The sequence below is a fragment of the Rhodococcus sp. K11/5 genome (genome assembly GCF_055193735.1).
The window spans coordinates 847,389-866,874 of sequence record NZ_CM143721.1 but is presented as its reverse complement, the minus strand read 5'-3'; the positions used below and the strand labels follow the sequence as shown (position 1 = coordinate 866,874).

The 19,486-nt window shown below is 69.7% G+C and carries 19 protein-coding genes; 13 read left to right on the top strand and 6 right to left on the bottom strand.

Going from position 1 to position 19,486, the window contains the following annotated elements; translation table 11 throughout:
- The first annotated feature begins 185 nt into the window (after positions 1-185).
- The 6 genes from ACY466_RS04135 to ACY466_RS04110 all read left to right on the top strand — a co-directional run bounded on the left by ACY466_RS04135 (position 186) and on the right by ACY466_RS04110 (position 6,475).
- Positions 186-2,261 carry a cytochrome c oxidase assembly protein gene (locus ACY466_RS04135; RefSeq protein ID WP_463250038.1) on the top strand — a complete coding sequence of 692 codons (2,076 nt, stop codon included), beginning with the start codon at positions 186-188 and terminating at the stop codon, positions 2,259-2,261.
- A 116-nt stretch (positions 2,262-2,377) separates the two neighbouring features.
- Entirely contained in the window at positions 2,378-3,439 is a 1,062-nt protein-coding gene (locus tag ACY466_RS04130; RefSeq protein ID WP_463250037.1) for a M23 family metallopeptidase, read from the top strand.
- A gap of 25 nt (positions 3,440-3,464) precedes the next feature.
- Positions 3,465-3,818, top strand: coding sequence for a BlaI/MecI/CopY family transcriptional regulator (locus ACY466_RS04125; RefSeq protein ID WP_463250035.1), 354 nt, complete (start codon positions 3,465-3,467; stop codon positions 3,816-3,818).
- On the top strand, positions 3,815-4,759 hold the full coding sequence (locus tag ACY466_RS04120; RefSeq protein ID WP_463250033.1) for a M56 family metallopeptidase: 945 nt from the start codon (positions 3,815-3,817) through the stop codon (positions 4,757-4,759). Before ACY466_RS04125 ends, ACY466_RS04120 begins: the two co-directional genes overlap by 4 nt.
- Before the next feature lie 152 nt (positions 4,760-4,911).
- On the top strand, positions 4,912-5,514 hold the full coding sequence (locus ACY466_RS04115; protein ID WP_308115841.1) for a copper resistance CopC family protein: 603 nt from the start codon (positions 4,912-4,914) through the stop codon (positions 5,512-5,514).
- A gap of 10 nt (positions 5,515-5,524) precedes the next feature.
- Positions 5,525-6,475 carry a cytochrome c oxidase assembly protein gene (locus ACY466_RS04110; RefSeq protein WP_222647663.1) on the top strand — a complete coding sequence of 317 codons (951 nt, stop codon included), beginning with the start codon at positions 5,525-5,527 and terminating at the stop codon, positions 6,473-6,475.
- A 126-nt stretch (positions 6,476-6,601) separates the two neighbouring features.
- On the opposite strand, the gene ACY466_RS04105 is transcribed toward ACY466_RS04110, so the two are convergent.
- The 4 genes from ACY466_RS04105 to ACY466_RS04090 all read right to left on the bottom strand — a co-directional run bounded on the left by ACY466_RS04105 (position 6,602) and on the right by ACY466_RS04090 (position 9,324).
- Positions 6,602-7,432: a cytochrome c biogenesis CcdA family protein gene (locus tag ACY466_RS04105; RefSeq protein WP_463250031.1), complete on the bottom strand. Its 831-nt coding sequence runs from the start codon at positions 7,430-7,432 to the stop codon at positions 6,602-6,604.
- A complete protein-coding gene (locus tag ACY466_RS04100) occupies positions 7,429-7,986 on the bottom strand; it encodes a TlpA family protein disulfide reductase (protein WP_463252130.1) in 558 nt (185 codons plus the stop codon). Before ACY466_RS04100 ends, ACY466_RS04105 begins: the two co-directional genes overlap by 4 nt.
- 65 nt (positions 7,987-8,051) lie before the next feature.
- The gene (locus ACY466_RS04095; RefSeq protein ID WP_463250030.1) at positions 8,052-8,690 is read right to left on the bottom strand and encodes a vitamin K epoxide reductase family protein; all 639 of its coding nucleotides are present in this window, start codon (positions 8,688-8,690) and stop codon (positions 8,052-8,054) included.
- On the bottom strand, positions 8,665-9,324 hold the full coding sequence (locus ACY466_RS04090) for a DsbA family protein (RefSeq protein ID WP_463250028.1): 660 nt from the start codon (positions 9,322-9,324) through the stop codon (positions 8,665-8,667). The genes ACY466_RS04095 and ACY466_RS04090 overlap by 26 nt, the downstream gene beginning before the upstream one ends.
- 158 nt (positions 9,325-9,482) lie before the next feature.
- Between ACY466_RS04090 and ACY466_RS04085 the strand changes: the two genes are divergently transcribed.
- The 4 genes from ACY466_RS04085 (at position 9,483) to ACY466_RS04070 (ending at position 13,069) form a co-directional block, all read left to right on the top strand.
- Complete coding sequence (locus tag ACY466_RS04085) at positions 9,483-9,863, top strand: ArsR/SmtB family transcription factor (RefSeq protein WP_463250026.1); 381 nt, start codon at positions 9,483-9,485, stop codon at positions 9,861-9,863.
- Positions 9,860-11,815: a heavy metal translocating P-type ATPase gene (locus ACY466_RS04080; protein ID WP_463250025.1), complete on the top strand. Its 1,956-nt coding sequence runs from the start codon at positions 9,860-9,862 to the stop codon at positions 11,813-11,815. The genes ACY466_RS04085 and ACY466_RS04080 overlap by 4 nt, the downstream gene beginning before the upstream one ends.
- Positions 11,812-12,366 (top strand): signal peptidase II, encoded by a 555-nt coding sequence (locus ACY466_RS04075; protein WP_463250023.1) that lies wholly within the window; start codon positions 11,812-11,814, stop codon positions 12,364-12,366. The genes ACY466_RS04080 and ACY466_RS04075 overlap by 4 nt, the downstream gene beginning before the upstream one ends.
- 100 nt (positions 12,367-12,466) lie before the next feature.
- A complete protein-coding gene (locus ACY466_RS04070) occupies positions 12,467-13,069 on the top strand; it encodes a cadmium resistance transporter (protein ID WP_463250021.1) in 603 nt (200 codons plus the stop codon).
- Positions 13,070-13,172: 103 nt separating this feature from the next.
- On the opposite strand, the gene ACY466_RS04065 is transcribed toward ACY466_RS04070, so the two are convergent.
- Positions 13,173-14,198, bottom strand: coding sequence for a recombinase (locus ACY466_RS04065; RefSeq protein WP_463250020.1), 1,026 nt, complete (start codon positions 14,196-14,198; stop codon positions 13,173-13,175).
- Positions 14,195-15,361, bottom strand: coding sequence for a site-specific integrase (locus ACY466_RS04060; RefSeq protein ID WP_463250018.1), 1,167 nt, complete (start codon positions 15,359-15,361; stop codon positions 14,195-14,197). Before ACY466_RS04060 ends, ACY466_RS04065 begins: the two co-directional genes overlap by 4 nt.
- A 301-nt stretch (positions 15,362-15,662) precedes the next feature.
- On the opposite strand from ACY466_RS04060, the gene ACY466_RS04055 reads away from it, so the two are divergent.
- The 3 genes from ACY466_RS04055 to ACY466_RS04045 are packed head-to-tail and all read left to right on the top strand — an operon-like array spanning position 15,663 to position 19,464.
- A complete protein-coding gene (locus tag ACY466_RS04055; protein WP_226435562.1) occupies positions 15,663-16,352 on the top strand; it encodes a TnsA-like heteromeric transposase endonuclease subunit in 690 nt (229 codons plus the stop codon).
- Complete coding sequence (locus ACY466_RS04050) at positions 16,349-18,403, top strand: helix-turn-helix domain-containing protein (protein ID WP_269596755.1); 2,055 nt, start codon at positions 16,349-16,351, stop codon at positions 18,401-18,403. Before ACY466_RS04055 ends, ACY466_RS04050 begins: the two co-directional genes overlap by 4 nt.
- Complete coding sequence (locus ACY466_RS04045; RefSeq protein ID WP_059384188.1) at positions 18,400-19,464, top strand: ATP-binding protein; 1,065 nt, start codon at positions 18,400-18,402, stop codon at positions 19,462-19,464. Before ACY466_RS04050 ends, ACY466_RS04045 begins: the two co-directional genes overlap by 4 nt.
- Positions 19,465-19,486: the final 22 nt, after the last annotated feature.

Here is a 19,486-nt window from a genome sequence, read left to right as displayed (position 1 = left end):
TCCTCCTTCGTCGACCCTGGTCGGCCGTCCGGACAACATATGCACGGATGCGCATGTATGCAAGGGCCTGCGGGCGGGAGGGCCGCACCTCCACAACAACTATGCTCCGTAGTAGAACAGGGTTCTCGTCGCGGTGTCTCGGTCCCGGGCGCCTGGGACGGGCCACCGAGAAGGGGTGCAGACCGATGCCGACCGACACCGCCCGCAGAGGCGCCGCGCAGGGGCGCCAACTGGTCGCCGCAGCACTGACCGCGGCCCCGGTGATAGCGGGCGTTCTGGCCGCTGCCCTGGCGAGTCGCTCCACGTCGCAGGCGTTGTCCTTGCTGGGGTTGCCCGACCCGGGACTGCTCACCACGCTCGGCATCCCGGCGCTGACCGCCGCCGGGGAGGTCTGCGCCGCCATCGCCGTCGGGTCGTTGCTGCTGTCCGCGTTCGTCCTCCCGCCGCAGCGAACAGGTGTCCTCGACCTCGACGGCTACCTCGCGGCGCGGACGGCGGCGGCGGCGATGTCGGCGTGGGCGGTGTGCGCCGCGCTGCTGGTGCCGCTGACGTTGTCCGATGCCTCGGGTCGACCGATCTCCGAGGTCGCGGCGCAGCCTGCTCTGTTCGCCGCCGCGGTGGCGGACGTGGACACTGCCGCGGCGTGGGCGGCGACCGCGGTACTGGCCGCCGTCGTCGCCGTGATCTGCCGGTCCGCCCTCACCCACGCAGTGATGCCCGCACTGTTCGCGGGCGCGGTGCTCACGCTCATGCCCCGCGCGGTGTCCGGGCACTCCTCCACCGGCGGCGATCACGACATCGCCACCGATTCGCTGATCCTGCACATCGTGGCGGCGGCGGTGTGGATCGGCGGATTGCTCGCACTGCTCGCCCACGCCGGTCGCCGGGGCGACGACGTGGCGCGGGCGACGCAGCGGTACTCGCGCTTCGCGACGGTCGCCTTCGCCGTCATCGCCGTCTCCGGTGTCGTCAATGCCGCGGTGCGCGTGCCGGTGACGGCGTTGTGGGGATCGACCTACGGAATCCTGGTTCTCGGCAAGGCGGCGGCGCTGATCGCGCTCGGCGTCTTCGGGTGGCGCCAGCGACGCCACCTGATCGGCGCACTCTCGCGGCCGTCCGACACGGTCGAGCGCCGCCGCGCCTTCCTGCGCCTGTCGGTCGTCGAGACTTTCGTCCTCCTGGCCACGGTGGCCCTGGCCGTCGCACTGGGCCGGACGCCGCCGCCGGCGCCGGAGGACGAGGGCCTGCCACAGGCCCACGAGGAAGTGCTGGGCTTCGCCCTCGACGGACCCCTCACGGTGGCCCGCGCGGTGTTCGACTGGCGCATCGACCTGCTGTTCGGCTCGGCCGCGGTCCTGGCCGTCGTGATCTACCTCCTTGCCGTCCGCCGTCGACGCCGCCTGGGCCTGCACTGGCGCAGGCGGTGGACCGCCAGCTGGATCGCCGGCGCCGCAGTCATGCTGCTCGCCACGTCCTCCGGCGTCGGGCTCTACGCCCCCGCCGTGTTCAGCGCCCACATCGCGAGCATCGTCGCCACCACGATCCTGGCTTCGATGCTCCTGGTCCTGGGGCGCCCGATCACCCTCGTGGCCTCCGTGACACCGACCGCTGCGCCGCAGGACGGGGCACTGGGGTGGCGACACTTCCTGCGGTCGGTGTTCCACGGTCGGATCGCCCGGTTCGCCTCCTCGCCGTGGGTGTCGGCCACCGTGCTGCTGGTGAGCCTGTTCGTGATCTACCGCGGCGGTCTCTTCGATGCGGCCGCGGACTCCCACGTCGCCGGCATCATCGTCCGCGCCTGGCTGCTGGTCTGGGGACTGGCGTTCTTCTGGTCGACGATCGGCCTCGATCCCGTCCCCCGCCGAGTCGGCGGCCCCACGCGTCTGCTCGCCACCTTCCTGCTCCTGGGCGGTTTCGCGTCCTTCGTCGTCGCCCTGATCGATACCGACACCGCCGTCGCCGCGGCGTACTACGAGAACCTGCGGCTGGAGTGGAACACCGACCTGCTCGCCGATCAGCGCCGGGCGGGCAATCTCGCCTGGGCACTCGGCGAGCTCCCCTTGCTGCTCGCCGCCGTCCTCGCCGCCGTGCGGTGGTCGGCGTCGGATCGGCGGACCGACGACGATGCCGAGGATCGCGAACTCCTGGCATACAACGAGATGCTCGGCGCCCTGCCGACGAACGGCGGTCACGGCCGCGCCGAGACCGACGGGCGCGGTCGACGGGGAACCGCGGCGGCGGGCGCTCCCGAGGACGACTGACCGGCGGCGCCCGACTCGGGAGCGATGGAAAAACTATGCTGAATAGTTGTACTGTGGCCTGACCGTCACCGTTTCGTTACCGAATCACGAGACCCGCACCCCTGAGGATCACGATCTTGGCTCGTCACCGTAAACCCGATCTGCTCGACGAGACGTGGCCCTCCGTACCGACCCGCGGCCCCGGCTGGGGAGCCCCGATCCCGCCCGTGCGAGGCCGCGAACTCGTGCGGGACGCCCCGACGGCCTGCCCACCGACCCGGGGCCCGAGCTGGGACGCCCCGTCGATGTCCGTGTCGGACCGGACCGGGCCGGCCGGGGGCGCCGACCTCGCAGCGCCTCTCCCCTCGGACCGAGCAGCCCGGCGCAGGGACCCGGCGGTGGTGCCCACCACCGCGCCGCACACCGCCACACCGCCCACCACCGCGGCGATCCCGACCCGAGCAGCGGGAACTCCGCGGCGCCGCGGCGCACATCGTCGACCCGCCCCGGCGGTGGGTGGCCGCACCATCGTCGTCTCGATCGCCGTCGGCGCCGTCCTGTCGGCGGCCGCCGGCTTCCCCGAGTCGAGCTCGGCGGCGCCCACCGGGACCGCGGCCGCCGAGTTCGGACCGGCGACCACCCCGAGCACCGCTCCGTCACTCCCTTCTCCTCCGCAGATACTGGCGCTGCCCGACCTCGACCGGACAGCGCGTGAGCTGACCGATCAACTGGCGAAGGGAGGCCTGCGTCAGGCGGAGCAAGCGCTGCGCGAGGCCATCGCCCGCAGGCCGCTGACCGCGTCTCCGGTGTCGGGGACCGTGACCTCCGCCTACGGCCCCCGGTGGGGCAGCACCCACTACGGACTCGACATCGCCAACACCATCGGCACCCCCATCGTCTCGGTCACCGACGGGGTGGTCATCGAGGCCGGCCCGGCGGACGGGTTCGGACTGTGGGTGCGCATCCGCCAGGACGACGGGACCATCGGCGTCTACGGTCACATCGACGAGGCTCTCGTCAGCGCAGGACAACGAGTCGCCGCCGGCGATCTCATTGCTACGGTGGGCAATCGCGGCCAGTCCACCGGCCCGCACCTGCACTACGAGGTGTGGCAGGCGGACGGGGCGAAGTCCGATCCCACCACCTGGCTCGCGGCGCGGGGCGTGAACGTGGGGCAGACGACGAACAGTGCGCAGTGACGGACGGCAGAGAGAACTGACAGTGATGAAGAGGCTCGGCGACCTCGAGGCAGCGGTGATGAACGTGCTGTGGGAGAGCGATACCCCCAGGTCGGTGCACGAGCTGCGGGACCTGCTCAGCGACCGCGACCTGGCCTACACCACCGTCCTGACCGTCGTGACGCATCTGCACGAGAAGGGGTGGGTACATCGCACCAAACTCTCCCGCGCCTACATCTACTCCCCGGTGCAGACCCGCGCCGAAGCGACCTCGCAGGCACTGCGGGACATCCTCGACACCAGCGGCGACTCCGCCGCGGTGCTGATGCACTTCGCGAAGACCGCCACCGCCCGCGAACTCGACGCCCTCCGCACCCACCTCCCCGGGGCGGAGCGATGATCGCCGCGGCGGTCCTGGGAATCGCGGCGTTCACCCTGGCCACCGCCGGCCCCTACTGGCTCGACGCCCTCACCCGGCGTGTGGCCCCGTCCCTCGCTCTCACCGCGTGGATCAGCAGTGTCGCGGCGGTGTTCGTCCTGCTCGCCGCGGCGCTGGTGGTGCTGCTTTGGCCCGATCACGCCCCCGCCGAGGGGCTGGTGGAGCTCGCCGTCTCGTGTGCGAGCAGCCTGCTGCACACCGCACGGCCGTGGGTCGGAGAAGCCGCAGCTCTGACCTCGGCCGCCCTGGCTGCCGGGGCGGCGGTGCGACTGGCACGCTCGGCGCGCTCGCAGCGGCGAGCCCGCAGCCTCGTCCGCGAGCGGCACCGCGACCTGCTCTCGATCGTCGCGCGTGCCGGGAGCGGCCCCGAGCGTGTGCTGTGGTTGGACCACCCGCTACCCCTGGCGTACAGCGTGAGCGGGCGCCCGGGGTTCATCGTCGCCACCGAGGGTCTGCGCGAGCACCTCGACCACGACCAGCAGGACGCCGTGCTGGCGCACGAGCGTGCGCATCTGCACGGGCGGCACCACGCCCTCGTCGCCGCCGCCGAAACCCTCGCCGCCGCCTTTCCCCGCATTCCCCTGTTCGGCGCGGCGCCGGGCGCGATCCGGGTCCTGGTCGAGCATGCCGCCGACCGGAGCGCGGCCGGCGCGACCAGCGCCGCCGCGGTGAGCTCAGCCCTGGCCACCGTCTCCGGCGCGGAGTCGATCCGCCCGTCCTGGGCGTTGGGGCTGATGAACGAGACCACGCGCGACCGGATTCGACGACTCGACGGGTCGATCACGCACACCACCTCGACCGCCCATGCTGCCGTCGCCGTCCTGCCGGTGCTCGTCGTCGCCGCCGCGGCCCTGACATTGAGCACCTTCTCGGCGCTGCTCTGCCTGGTCCTGCAGTCCTGACCCGAAAACTACGCCGCATAGTATTTCCGATACGCTGGGTCCGCGGCGCCGCCGCCCGGTAAGAGGGACGCCCCCCCTTCCCGACCCCGAGACCCGCGACGCCCACCGTGTGGGGTGCGCGTCGGTCGCCGCGACAGATGAAGGACGTACCGGTGAAACGCAGTGTCATGGCCCTGATGTTGGCGGTCGGTCTCGCGCTGCTCGGAGCAGCGCCCGCCGCGGCGCACAGTGAACTGATCAGCTCCAACCCCGAAGCCGGTCAGGCACTGGACTACGCCCCCATCGGGGTCGAACTGGTCTTCAACCAGGACATCAACGAATCCTTTGCCACGGTCAGCGTCGTGGGACCGGGCAACGAGCAGTGGGCGCAGGGCGACACCGATGTCGACGGCCCCACCGTGACGGTGTCGGTACGCGAGGGCGCCCCCGTCGGCCGCTACACCGTCGGTTACCGCGTCACCTCAGCCGACGGTCACCCCATCACCGGCTCGTACGACTTCACGGTGACCTCCCTCGACCCGGTCGACGCCCCCTCGTCGCCCTCCCCCACCGACGCCCCTGCTGCCGCGGGCGCCGCCGCGACACCGACGACCACCGCCGCGCCGGCCTACGACCCGCGAGATCCCGCGGCCAGCGAAGGCGAACGCGAACCCAAGCAGGACACCGCGGTGCTGTTGACCACGCTGGGTATCGCCGTCCTCGGGTTGGGAGCGATCGCCGTCACGTTGGTGATCCGCAAGAAGAACAAGCCGTGACGCCGCGCAGATGACGTCGTCGATCGTCGACCTCCCACAGGCTCCCCCGGACCTCGGCGCGCTGCTGTCGTGGGACGTGCCGCCGCTACCGATCCTCCCTCTGGCCGCCGCCGTCATGGCGGGCCTGTACTGCTGGGGTGTGTACCGGGTGCGGCGGACCGGGCGGGCGTGGCCGCGGTGGCGTACGGCGAGCTTCCTCGCCGGGTGTGCGGCGTTGGCGGCGGTGACGGGTCTGCAGATCGAACGCTACGGCTACGAAGTGTTCAGCATCTTCATGTTCCAGCACCTGACGCTGTCGATGGCGGTCCCCCCGTTGCTGGTGGTCGGCTCGCCCGGCAGGTTGCTGCTGCGCAGCGCCGCGCATCACGGAGCGGGTCGGGCCGTGCTGGTCGCGGCGCTGTGGGGACTGCGCAGCCGAGCGGGACGTCTCGCGCTACATCCCGGAGTGACGATTCCGCTGTTCCTGTTCAGCTACTACGGGCTGTATCTGTCGTCGTTGTTCGACGCGCTCGCCTCGACCGTGCTCGGGCACACCTCCATCGAGGTCTTCTTCCTGCTCAGCGGGCTGGTGTTCATCGTCCCGGTGCTGGCGGTCGGGCCGCTGCCGATCCGGCAGAGCTACCTGGGTCGGCTGTTCGATCTGTTCGTCGAGATGCCGCTGCACGTGTTCTTCGGAGTCATCCTGATGATGTCGACGACCCCGATGCTCGCCACGTTCGCTTCCCCGCCGGAGGACTGGGACCTGGATCCGGTGGCCGATCAGAAACTCGCCGGAGCGTTGGCGTGGTCGTACGGTGAACCCGTCGCACTGCTGGTTGTGGTGATCTTCTGCATCGCGTGGCACAAGCACGAGACGTCGAGATCGGCGCCGTCGTCGACGCACTCGGACGACGATTCCGCACACCTGGCGTACAACGCGTATCTGCACTCCCTCGCCACCGGGGAACGCCGCGTCCGGTGACCGGCTCGAACTGCCCCCCGCCCGCGCCGGTACCGAGGGCCGACCGTGGTGAACGATCCCGGGAGTCACACCATCGACACAGTCGTCGAACGGCGACGGTGCGCGGTCCGGGCGGCGGGGTGCAGGTCAGATGGGCAGGATCACCGAGGTGACGAACTCGTCCCGGATCCAGCTGATGAACACACTCCACACTCCGGTGACGAGTGCGACCCCGACCGCGATCATGATCAGCCCGCCGACGGTCTTGATGGTCCGGGTGTTGCGGCGCAGCCACCCGATGCTGCGGACCGCCGAACTCGACCCGAACGCCAACGCGAGGAACGGGAATCCGAGGCCGAGGCAGTAGGCGGTGATCAGCAGCACCCCCCGCGCCGCCGTGGCGCCCTCGGTGCCGGCGGCGACGGAGAGCACACCGGCGAGGGTGGGGCCCAGACACGGCGTCCATCCCAGCGCGAACACTCCGCCGAGCAGCGGGGCGCCGGCCAGCGACGAGATCTGCCGCGGCGCGAATCGGGTGTCGCGTTGGAGCGCCGGAACGAATCCCAGGAAGGTCATCCCCATGACGATGGTGACCACACCCCCGATCCGTTGCAGCAGCTCCTGATTGAGCCGCAGGGTGCCGATGACACCGAACACCGACACCGTCGCCAGCACGAACACCACGGTGAATCCGGCCACGAACAGTGCCGCCGCCCCCACCACCCGCCACCGGGACGCCAGGGTGGGCGCCGCGCCGCCGGCGGCGTTCCCGCCGGCCGCGCTGTTCGCGGTCGGCTGGTCTGCGCCGGAGATGCTGGCCAGGTAGGACACGTATCCGGGAACGAGCGGGACCACGCACGGGGAGGCGAAGGAGACGAGGCCGGCGAGCACGCACGCCGCTACAGCCAACAGAAGCGGCCCTGTCGCGGCGAGGTCCTGGAATCGTGTTCCGATGTCCTGCGCCAGGAGCTCGTTCACTCGGCCGCCACCCGTTGGACGACGGGCAGCAGGTCCTCGGCCAGCAGCGCCCGCATGAACACCGCGGCCACGCGGTGCTCGCGGTCGAGCACCAGCGTCGAGGGGATCACGCTGGCGGGGTAACTGCCGCCCAGGGCGGTCAGCGTGCGCATCGCGGGGTCGTAGATCGAGGGGTACGAGACGTTGTTGTCGACCACGAAGTCCTGCGCCTTGTCCTGCTGCAGGTCGCGGACGTTGATACCGAGAAAGTTCACACCCAGGTCGCGGGTGCGCTCGTAGACCTGTTCGAGGTCGTCGGCTTCACCGCGACAGGGTCCGCACCACTGGCCCCACAGGTTGATCACCACGACGTTGCCGGCGAAGTCCGACACCGAGGTGACGGCGGCGGGGTCCATCAGGTCCGGTCCGCTCATGGGTCCGATCGCGCCGCGGGAGTCGGGTGGGTCGTAGAAGATGTCGGTCTGTCCGCCGGGGGCGACGAAATCGAACGTGCCTCCGGAGGCGACCGCGTCCGAGCCGCCGGCGCAGCCCGAGAGCGCCAGCACCACCGTCATCGCCGCCGCCGCGGCGCCGACGATCCGCCGGGGCACCCGGCGTCCTGTAGCCGAACGGCGGGCGTTCATGCGAGCGTGCTCCAGTACGACCAGAACCGCACTGCGATCAGCCCGGCGAGCGTGAGGAACCACAGGGTCAGCGGAACCGAATGCGTGCGCACGAGCGCTCTCGCCCACCCGGGTCCGCCGCGGGCGGTGGTGAGGCGGTCGAGGTTGGTCAGGGTGACGTACCAGAACGCCGGCACCGTCACCGCCCACACCACCATGCAGTACGGGCACAGTGCGCCGATCTCGTACAGGCTCTGACCGATCAGCCAGTGCACGAACACCACGGCCGCGGTCATCGCCACCTGCACCACTGCCCAGAACCACCAGGACAACACTGCTCCGGCGAGCAGCGCGACGCCGACGGCGCCCAGTGCGGCGAATCCCCCGACGCCGATCAGGGAGTTGGGAAATCCGAACACCGACGCCTGCTCGGTGCTCATCACGGACCCGCAGTTCAGGACCGGGTTGATGCTGCACGTCGGGACGTAGGACGGGTTCGACGCGAGGGTGAACTTCTCGACCGTCAGCGCGAAGGCGGAGGCGAACCCGAGCGCTCCCGCGGCCAGGAGCAGCCACGGCAACAGCCGCGCGAACGGCCGCGTCGGTGGCGGCGCGGGCGCGGCGGCGCGGTCAGCGCAGAGCGGCGTCGAGGGCATCGGTGAGATCACTGATGTCGGTCGCCTCGACGCGGACGCCGTCGACGAAGAAGGTCGGGGTTCCCTGCACTCCGAGCGCTTGCCCGTCGGCCACGTCCGCGCGGATCCGCTCGAGCGTCGCCGGGTCGTCGTAGGCAGCGTCGAATGCGGTCATGTCCAGGCCCAGTCCGGCGGCGAACTCGCGGAACAGGTTGTCCATGGGTGCCTGCTGCTCACCCCACTGCGCCTGCGTCTCGTACATCCGCTGATACATCGCTTCGAACCGGCCCTGCTGAGCGGCGGCCTCCACGGCACGTGCGGCGCGCTCGGCGTTGGCGTGCGACGGGATCGGGAAGTATCGGACGACGAAGGTGACCGTGTCGCCGTAGGTCTCGCGCAGCTGCTCCACCGCCGGGTACGCCGCCCGGCACGCCTCGCACTCGAAGTCCAGGAACTCCACGAACGTCGCCCTGCTCTCCGGTGGGTCGCTGAGGCGGTGACTGTTCTCCCGCACCGCCACCGCCGCCGGGTCACCGGCGGCGTCCTCGGCCGCCGCCGCAGCATCGGAGTTGTTCGAGCTCCAGAACACGAACGACGCGAGCGCGACAGCGAACACCGCGATCAGGACGATCGAGACCTTGACGGACCGAGTCACGCTCCACTCCTTTGCACTGACGACGCGCCGGCTACCGGCCGCTCATTCAAATACTACGTGGCATAGTAATTGACGTGATTCGGCGGGCGGCGACGGGCCCCTCGGCCATCGGATCGTTCCACACCGATCACACCGGATCAGACTGCTATCATCGTCGGATGACGATTAATTCTGGTGCGTGTCTGTCCGGCGGCACCGCGTCGGCACTCGATGCCGCGGTGTCGCTGTTCCACAGTCTCTCCGATGCCACCCGTCTGGCCATCGTGCGTCGACTCGCCGATGGCGAGGTACGCGTGGCGGACCTGGTCAGCGAATTGGGGCTCGCCCAATCGACGGTGTCGGCGCACATGGCGTGCCTGCGGGACTGCGGCCTGGTCACCGGTCGCCCCCAGGGCCGACAGGTGTTCTACTCCCTCGACCGGCCGGAACTGCTGGACCTGCTCGCCTCGGCCGAGAACCTCCTCGCCGCCACCGGGAACGCGGTGGCACTGTGCCCGAACTACGGCACCGAGTCCGCCGGGCCGGCGGTGATCGCATGAGCGACGCGTGCGGCTGCGGCCACGACGAACCCCGCCCGGACGGCGACGAGGAGCACGAACCCGACAAGCTGTGGCAGATCACCGAGATCCGCGCCGCCGCACTGGCCGGTGTTCTCCTGGCGGCAGGATTGATCGTCGGGTGGACCGGCGGACCCGATCGCGTCACCCTGGTGCTCGAATCGCTCGCGCTGATCGTCGCCGGCTACACCTTCGTCCCGTCGACACTCCGGCGCCTGGCCCGCGGCAAGATCGGCGTCGGCACCCTGATGACCATCGCGGCGGTCGGCGCCGTGATCCTCGGTGAGGTCGGCGAGGCCGCGATGCTCGCGTTCCTCTTCGCCATCAGCGAAGGCCTCGAGGAGTACGCGGTCGCCCGCACCCGGCGCGGTCTACGGGCACTGCTGTCCCTCGTTCCCGACACCGCCACGGTCCGCCGGCACGGCCGCGAGCAGTCGGTGTCGCCGACCGAGTTGATGCTCGGGGAGATGATGATCGTCAAGCCCGGTGAACGCATCGCCACCGACGGCACCATCCGCCGCGGCACCACCGCACTCGACACCTCGGCGATCACCGGCGAATCGGTGCCCGTCGAGGCCGGGCCCGGCGACGACGTGTACGCCGGGGCCATCAACGGGACCGGCGTCCTCGAGGTGGAGGTCTCCGCACGCGCCGAGGACAACTCGCTGGCCAAGATCGTCCGGATCGTCGAGGCCGAGCAGTCCCGCAAGGGTGAGGCTCAGCGGCTGGCCGACACGATCGCCAAGCCCCTGGTACCGGCGATCATGGTCGCCGCCGCCCTCATCGCCGCCGTGGGCAGCCTGCTCGGCGAACCACGGGTCTGGATCGAACGCGCACTGGTCGTCCTCGTCGCCGCCTCACCGTGCGCACTGGCCATCGCCGTCCCGGTCACCGTCGTCGCGGCGATCGGCGCCGCCAGCAAACTCGGCGTCCTGGTCAAGGGAGGCGCAGCCCTCGAAGCGCTGGGCCGCATCCGCGCGATCGCGCTCGACAAGACCGGCACCCTGACCCGCAACAAGCCGGTCGTCATCGACGTCGCCACCGCCAACGGTGCGACCCGCGAGCAGGTCCTCGCCGTGGCCGCAGCGCTGGAAGTGCGCAGCGAGCACCCCCTGGCCGCGGCGATCCTCGCCGCCGTCGACAACCACACTCCCGCCGAGGACGTCGTCGCCGTCACCGGCGCCGGACTCACCGGGCGCCTCCGCGGTACCGACATCCGACTCGGGCGGCCCGGGTGGATCGACCCCGGCCCGCTGGCCGCGGACGTGGAACGGATGCAGCACGCCGGAGCCACCGCCGTGCTCATCGAACAGGACGGCCGCCCCCTCGGCGCGATCGCGGTCCGCGACGAACTGCGACCCGAAGCCGCAGAAGTCGTCGCCGGTCTCCGCCGCGACGGCTACCACGTCGCGATGCTCACCGGGGACAACGAACGCACCGCCCGCGCGCTGGCCGCCGACGTCGGTATCGAGGAGGTCCACGCAGATCTGCGACCGGAGGACAAAGCACGCATCATCGGCGACCTGAAAGGCCGCCGGTCGACCGCGATGGTCGGCGACGGCGTCAACGACGCCCCCGCACTCGCCACCGCCGACCTCGGAATCGCCATGGGCGCCATGGGCACCGACGTGGCCATCGAGACCGCGGACGTCGCCCTGATGGGTGAGGATCTGCGGCACCTGCCGCACGCCTTGGCTCACGCGCGCCGATCCCGGCGCATCATGTTGCAGAACGTCGGACTGTCGCTGGCGATCATCATCGTGCTGATGCCGCTCGCCCTGTTCGGGGTCCTGGGTCTGGCCGCGGTGGTGCTGGTGCACGAACTCGCCGAGATCGTGGTCATCGCCAACGGCGTCCGCGCCGGCCGCACCCACCCCCTGCCCGCCGCAGCGGTGCCCGCACCTGCCCCGGCAGCAGCCGAGGCCCGCACATGAGCCCGGACCCCACATCGGGCCCGACGGGCCCGATGCCGGCGGTCTCGACCGGGGGCCGCTCGGCGACTCGATCCCGGTGGACCCTGACGATCGTCGTCGCTGTCCTCGTCGCGGCTGCACTCGCGGCCGACCCCGTCGCCCGCCGCGCACTCTCCGACGGCCGCGTCGTCGACCTGGGGTTACTGCAACTCAAGCTCGCCTACAACAGCGGTGTCGCCTTCAGCGTCGGCAACGGGTTGCCGCCGTGGGTACTCATCGCCGTCACCGCCACCATCACCGCCGCCATCGGCGTCTACGCGTGGCGCACCGTCCCCGCCGGGTCACCGACCGGGACCGTGGGACTGGCGGCGATCGTCGCCGGTGCCGCCGCCAACGTGATCGACCGCGCCGCCGACGGCCGCGTCACGGACTATTTCCACACCGGCTGGTGGCCCACCTTCAACCTCGCCGACACCTACCTCACCTGCGGAGTCGTACTGGTCATCATCGCGACCCTGCGAGAGGGCAGGACGCACTCCGATCCCGCTCCCCCGCAGGAGCCATCCGCATGAGCGCGTCGCGACGTCGACGACGGGCCTCCGCAGCCACGCTCGAACACGCCGCCCGGGGCGCCCGGGGCGCCCGGTCATCCTGTCGTCACGCGGTGCGGCAGTGATCACCACCATCGCCGCGGCCGTCGCCATGTTCGCCGGCACCAACATCGACGACATCGTCGTGCTGACCGTGCTGTTCGTCGCCTCCGCGAGCCAGGGTCGGCCACGGGCCTGGCAGATCGTCGCCGGCCAGTATCTCGGCCTGATCACCCTCGTCGCGATCAGCGTCGTTGCCGCACTCGGACTGGTCATCGTGCCGCAGGACTGGGTCGGGCTGCTCGGTGTGCTGCCCCTGTCGCTCGGCCTGTGGACACTGATCCGCGGCCTGCGCAGCGACGACGACGACGAACCCCCGGTCGCGGCGACCGGAATGGCCGGTGTCGCCGCCATCACCATCGCCAACGGCGCCGACAACATCGCCGTCTACACCCCCGTCTTCCGGACACTCGGGGCGCCACAGACCGCGCTCACCATCGCCGTGTTCCTGATCTGCGTCGGAATCTGGTGCTACGCCGGCAGCGTCCTGGGAACACGCAGAAAGGTCGTCGACACTCTCGAACGGGTCGAACACTGGCTCGTACCCGCGGTGTTCATCGGCTTGGGTATCTTCATCCTCCTCGAATCCGGAGTACTCGGCCGACTTGTCGCCGCCGCGTCCTGACCCGCATCCGCTCACCCGTCGGCTTTGGGCGCCGTTCCATGAACTGCTGGGCCCCGGCTCGCGGGATCATCGCGCCCCGGCACGGTTCGGATTCCGCGGTCCGCTAGCCCGGCGGCGCCACGTCGATGCTGTCGATCTTGCGCAGGAGCTCCTCGATGCGGTCGTCGACCTCGTCGAGTCGTGCACCCACATCCGACAGTCGCTGGTGAGCGCGCCGACGCGCCAGGGTTCCGTGCGCGTAGTAGTTCTCATCGAGGACGAAGTCGTCCTCGAACCACGGGTCGGCAGTGTCGGGGACTTCGCCCGGCCCCGTGATGCGTCCGCGATGAGTCGGCGACTGCCCTGTCAGGTGTGCTCTCGCAAGGATCGACGCTGACCTTCCGGTCAGCGGGTCCGGCGCCCACGGGGTGTGGCCCCAGCGGTCGATGCGCACCAAAAGCGGGTCGTTCGCGCGCGCCGCCGGGATCAGTTCTCTCGCGTCGCCGGTCCTCGGGGCCCCTGCACGAGCCGGGTCGAGAGCGTCGGCCATCATCCGATTCGTCACAGCACCGTCGAGAATCGACTGAACCTGCGCCCACCGCCGATAGATCGCGACCGGACCGTGACCGCTGCGGTCACCGAACAGATCTTCCGTGATGCGATGGTTCCCACGGACGACGAGGTCCGCGCCGTCGATGGTGATGTCGCCGCGCCGCAACACAGTGATCTCGGTGGAGGTCATTCCGGATGCGACCAGCGTCAGGATCATCGCGTCGCGGCGGCCGAACAACGCGTGAGGCCAGCCGTGCGTCGGGATCGTCTCGATCATCGACGTCGCCGCCGCGCGGAAGTGAGCGGTGAGTTCGCGGCGGCGCCCGTTCACCGCCAGCCGGATCGTCACCGCGTGTCCGGGCTCGGGCAGTCCACTGCGCCGGTGCACGGCGTCGATGTCGGCGACGCGGCGTCGCTGCGTGGACGCCGCCGCCGGATGAGCGGTGAGGAACTGCGCGAGCGTGGACGGGTCCGCCGGCAGAGCCGGTCGCTCGGTGGCGGCGCACCAGTCGCGGAACAGTGCCCACGTCGACGAACCGGATCGGTCGAGGCCCGCCGGGCCGAGCGCGCCCCCCAGCTCCTGACGGTCCGCGTTCACAGGCCCAGCCTGGTGACGGCGTTGCCGATCAGGGGTGCGTTCTCGCGGGCGTAGATCTCGACCATGCCGGGGGTGGTGTGCCCGGTCTGACGCATGATGGCGTGGGCGTCGGCCCCGTTGCGGAAGGCCTGGGTGACGAACCCTGCACGCAGCGAGTGCCCACCCAACTGGGCGACCGTGTGATCGTCGTAGCCGGCGTCGGCGGCGCGGCGCCGGATCGCCGCGTGCACCGCAGCGCCCGACAGTGCCGTCGTCGAGAGGTTGCCGTTCTTGCGGATGGACCGGAACAGTGGCGCTCGCCCGCTTGCGGTGGGCAGCGGACCTCGGCACACGTGCACCTCGAACGGGACTGCGCGGCCGAGCAACCGGATGACGGCCACCCGCCCACCCGCATCGAACGAGGCCACCACTTGCAGCCACCGGATCCACGCGCACACCGGGCACGTGCGGTGCTGGTCGGTGAACGGCAGCGCCTTCACCGACCCGACGCCGTCCTGGTCCGTCTTCGAGCGGCGGATCCGCACATGGGCGCCATCGAGGCGGTCACGGCGAACGTCCCGGCATTCGAGGTCGACGAGTTCGCTGCGCCGGAACGCCCCGGTGTAGCCCATCACCAGCAGCGCCGAGTCTCTTCTCTCCAACACCTCCGATGCCCACCCCGCTGCGCTGCGGCGGGCGTGATCGACGATGATGGTGATGTCCGCGGTCACCAGCGGTGCGCGCGGATTCCGGGGCCGGTCCCCCGCCGCGGCATAGTCGCGGCGAATCCCGGCGAGCGTCGCCCGCACCATCTCGTGGCCGCATGGGCTCTCGCATCCGGTGCCGCGATGCTGGTCGGCGATCGCGGCGACCCATTTCCCCAGCGTCGCCGGCGCGTAAGACCGCGTCCCGTCGGCGGTGACCGTGTCGGCGGCTTCGACCAGGTACGCCGCGACGGTGGCCGGGTGCGCCGGCAGCGGACGGTGCCCGGCGCGCCCACACCAGCTCTCGAAGCGTCGCCACGACGAGGAGTAGGCGCGGCGGGTTCCCACAGACCGCGCCGAGGCCATCGACCGCTCGATCCGCGCGGCGACGTCGGTTGTCAGGTCCGGGAACGTCGCCGCAGCGCCTGCAGGAACGACCGGAACGGGCCTCGAGGTGTCGCCGGGCTGCTGATGTGCCATGTCCGGCACTGTAGGCGGCCCCTCCGACACCCCTCGTGCACCCGAAAGTGCGCTGAACTGGTCATTCGGCGAAGACGATGCGGGAAAGGAAATTCTCGTCGGTCACCGCCCAAATGCAGTCAGTGACTACGCGCAACCGATTCCGAACGGCGCTCCGGGAATCGCTGTAGGTTCTCGGATTCGGTGTCAGTTTCTCAATTTCATGTCAGTCGCCTGTCAGCGGCGTGTCGGTTTCTCAAATTCGTGTCAGTAGCGGGACCCTGAAAAAGTGCCCCGGACCAGCGAGGTTGAGGTCAGGTACGTGCAGGAATCAGGTGATCCTGTCGCGACGACCCTCGCTGCGGCAGATCCCTATCGGATGATCCTGGGCCTGCCGGTACGGAAAGTCCGCAGTCACCCCCATCAGCGCCACTATTCCGGGATGTTCTGGTCGGCCACCAACCGTGGCCACGTCCTCTACGAGAGCCGACTCGAACTGGACCGGTTGTGGCTGGCGGACTACGCACCGGAAGTGGTGCGGATCGCCGCACAGCCGATGTGGCTGTGCGGCCCGGACGGGAAGACCATGCGTCGGCATGCGCCCGATCTGCTGCTCCAACGCACAGACGGCGGATTCACGGTCGTCGACGTCAAACCCGCCGAGTTCGCCCGTCGCGACGCAGTTGCGCAGGTGTTCGCCTGGACCGAACGACTGTGTTCGAGTCGGGGCTGGTCGTATGAAGTGTGGACCGGTGCAAACCCAGTAGTGCTGGCGAACCTCCGAATCCTCGGGGGCGCTCGTCGTAGCGAGTGGATCGACCCCGCGGTGATGAGGGCACTCGACAGCGTCGCAGTGCCCGGGATGACCCTCGACGACCTCGCCGCATCGGTGAACAGGCCCGGCTCGCGAATCGCGGTGCTGGCGAAGCTGTGGTCCGGTCTGTGGTCGGTGGACCTGACGGTGCCGCTGTCCGGACAGTCGCAGGTGTCCGGTGTAAGGAGCACGCCGTGACCAACATCGTCGAACTACGTGCAGGAATCAAGGTCTGGCTCGACGGCTGCTCATGGGAAGTCGTGGCGCTGCAGGGACACGATGTCACCCTCCGGTCCGGAGAGCGGATGCAGCGTGTCGCGGTCACCGAGATCGCGGCACGGGGAACAGCGATCTCACCGCCGGACGACACCGCCTCCGCTGACCCTGCTGCCGTAGTGCTCTCCTCGCTGACCGCAACCCAGATTCAGGAACTGGAAACACGAGCCGAACACGTCCGCGGCATCCTGACCGAGGTTGCGACCTCCGGCGCCGAACTCGAATCGGTGTTGGCCACCAGAGCGGCGGAACTTCACGTCTCTGTGCGCACCCTGTACCGCTGGATCGCCGGATACCGCGCGGCAGGAGTTGCCGGACTCACGGACAGTCGGATCCGTAGCCGCTACGCCACCAGTGTCGATCACCGGTGGGACGCAGCATGTGTGCGGGTGCTCGATAGGTACGTCACCGTCTCGACCCCGACGATCGGCGCGGTCATCGATGCCGTTGCCAAGGACCTGGAAGCAGAATTCGGGCCGGGCATGGTGCCGTTGCCCTCCCTGAGCACGGCATACCGGCGGGTGAAGACATTGTCGAAGGGGCGGCACGCGTTCGGTAGCGCGAAAGGCCGGCGGTCGGTGGCGGACCGGCCCCGCGGTGTCCTCGGCCGACTGCGCGCGACCCGTCCGGGGGAGTACGTGGTGCTCGATACCACCGCGCTGGATGTGTTCGCGATGGAACCGGTCACCATGCGCTGGGCTGGGGTGGAGTTGACCGTGGCGATGGACCTGTTCACCCGCTGCATCCTCGGACTGCGCCTGACACCGCTATCGACGCGGTCCCAGGACGTGGCGAATGTGCTGTACCAGTGCATCACTCCCGCCCGCGACACCGACCCGACTGCGGATCAACTCTGGCCGTATCACGGGGTGCCGCGAAACCTGCTCGTCGGCACCGAGTCCCCGGACGGGATCTCCCAGCGACGCGTCGGGGATCTACCGGCATGTCTGCCCGAGGCGATCGTCGTCGATCACGGCAAGCAGTACCTGTCCTCTCATGTGATCGGAGTCTGCGCCCGACTGGGTATCACCGTTCAGCCGGCGATCCCGCACAAGCCCACCGACAAACCCACCGTCGAACGCTTCTTCCGCACCCTGCGCGAATCACTGCTACAGCACCTGCCCGCCTACAAGGGCCCGGACGTGTACTCACGGGGCAAAGACGTCGAAGACGCCGCGTTCTACTACGCCAGCGAACTCGAGCAGATCATCCGGGAATGGGTGGGCCGGGTCTATCACCACACCCGACATGACGGGCTGTGCGTGCCGGAACTGCCGCGGGTGGGGTTTTCGCCGAGCGAGATGTTCGAGATCGGGGTCGCCAAATCGGGTGGTCTGCTGTTGCCGGCGAATCCGGATCTGGCGTATGAGTTCCTCGATGTGCGTTGGCGTACGATCCAGCACTACGGCGTCGAGGTCGACGGACTGCGTTACGACGGATCCGGGCTCACCTTGTATCGCACCACCCGTTCGCCGTATGGCGGTGTGCACGCCGGCAAGTGGCCGATCTTCGTCGACAATCACGACATCCGGCACGCCTGGTTCCAGGACCCGGACAGCCACCGTTGGCATCAGTTGGTGTGGGAGCACGGCGCTTGCCTGAACCAGCCGTTCAGCAGGGACGCCGCCGACTACGCCAAACGCATCGCCGTGCGCGAGCATCGCCACTTCGATCCCGCCGCCGCGGTACGGGATCTGCTGCTCGCGTGGAGCCGAGACGACGTCGCGACACGCCGCGACCGCGCCCTGGCCCGCCGACTCAGTGCCCACCGCCCGCATCCGGAAACCGAAGGACAGCAGTCCGGTATCGACGACGAACGCGACACTGCGTCCGTGCCGGGCGTCGCCGAGCTGCTCGACGAACTCGCCACCAGTCGAACTCAACGGTTGGAGGTGGTCGACGACGTCGACGTATTCGACCGGTACTACGCGGAGCATCCCGACGAAGACGTGTTCGAGGTGTTCGACGAATGAACCCCTGGGCCACCTGGCTGGCAACGTATGGCACTGTCCGCTACCAGCTCTCCCGCAAACAGGGCTGGCACGCCTTCGTCACCGCCCCACCGCGTGAACCGTTCGAGGTCCTCTCCCGCACCGCGATGTCCCGACTGTCGCAGGAGGAGCTCGAGGACTACAACGAAGCCCGGATGGTGTGGAACGCGAACCTGCCGACGATCAAGACCAGCCAACTCGCCGCCGCCTACGGGATCTGCGATCAGGTGATGGCCTCGGCGTATCGGGACGGCGACAAGCTGCGCGGCTCGGTGGTCATCGACGCCGAACCCGGCCTCGGCAAGACCACCATCGCCACCCGCTATGCCCGCGACGTCCACCGGCGAGTTCTGCGCCGCGACGGACCCCTCACCGTGGAGGGGCATCAACGGTGGCCGGTGGCGTTCATCCCGCTCAGCGCCGGGGTCACCCTCAAAGGCCTCAATCAGCAGATCCTGCGGTTCTACGGCCATCCGGCCGTGGACCGTGCCTCCACCTCGAAACTCGGGGCCTTGGCGGTGGACTGTGTCACCTCCTGCGGTACCCGGTTGATCGTGCTCGACGATCTGCACTTCGTCGACTTCCGGCACCGCAACGGCCTGGAGGTATCGAACCATCTCAAGGGTTTGGCCAACGACATGGCCGCTACCTTCATTTACGTCGGGGTGAATCTGACCGCCAAACGCTTCTTCGACGAAGGCCTGCTCGGCGAGCACACCGTCTACGCCCAGACCAGCCGCCGCGCCACCCGCTGCCCGGTTGCCCCGTTCAGCATCGACACCGACACCGGGATGCGCGGCTGGCTCGCGCTGCTGCGCACCGCCGAAGAACACCTCACCCTCGCCGGCAGCCATGACGGGATGCTGTGCGAGCATGCTCGGCTGCTGCACCGCCGCACCCAGGGGCGGATCGCGTCGTTGACGAATCTGCTCGACCGGATCTCGTATCTCGCGATCGTCACCGGCGTCGAAGCCGTCACTGCTGAGTTGATTACGACCGCGACCGTCGACAATGCCAGCGAATCCGCCGCCCGCACCGGCTGATACCGGCTGGTCCCGCCCTGGC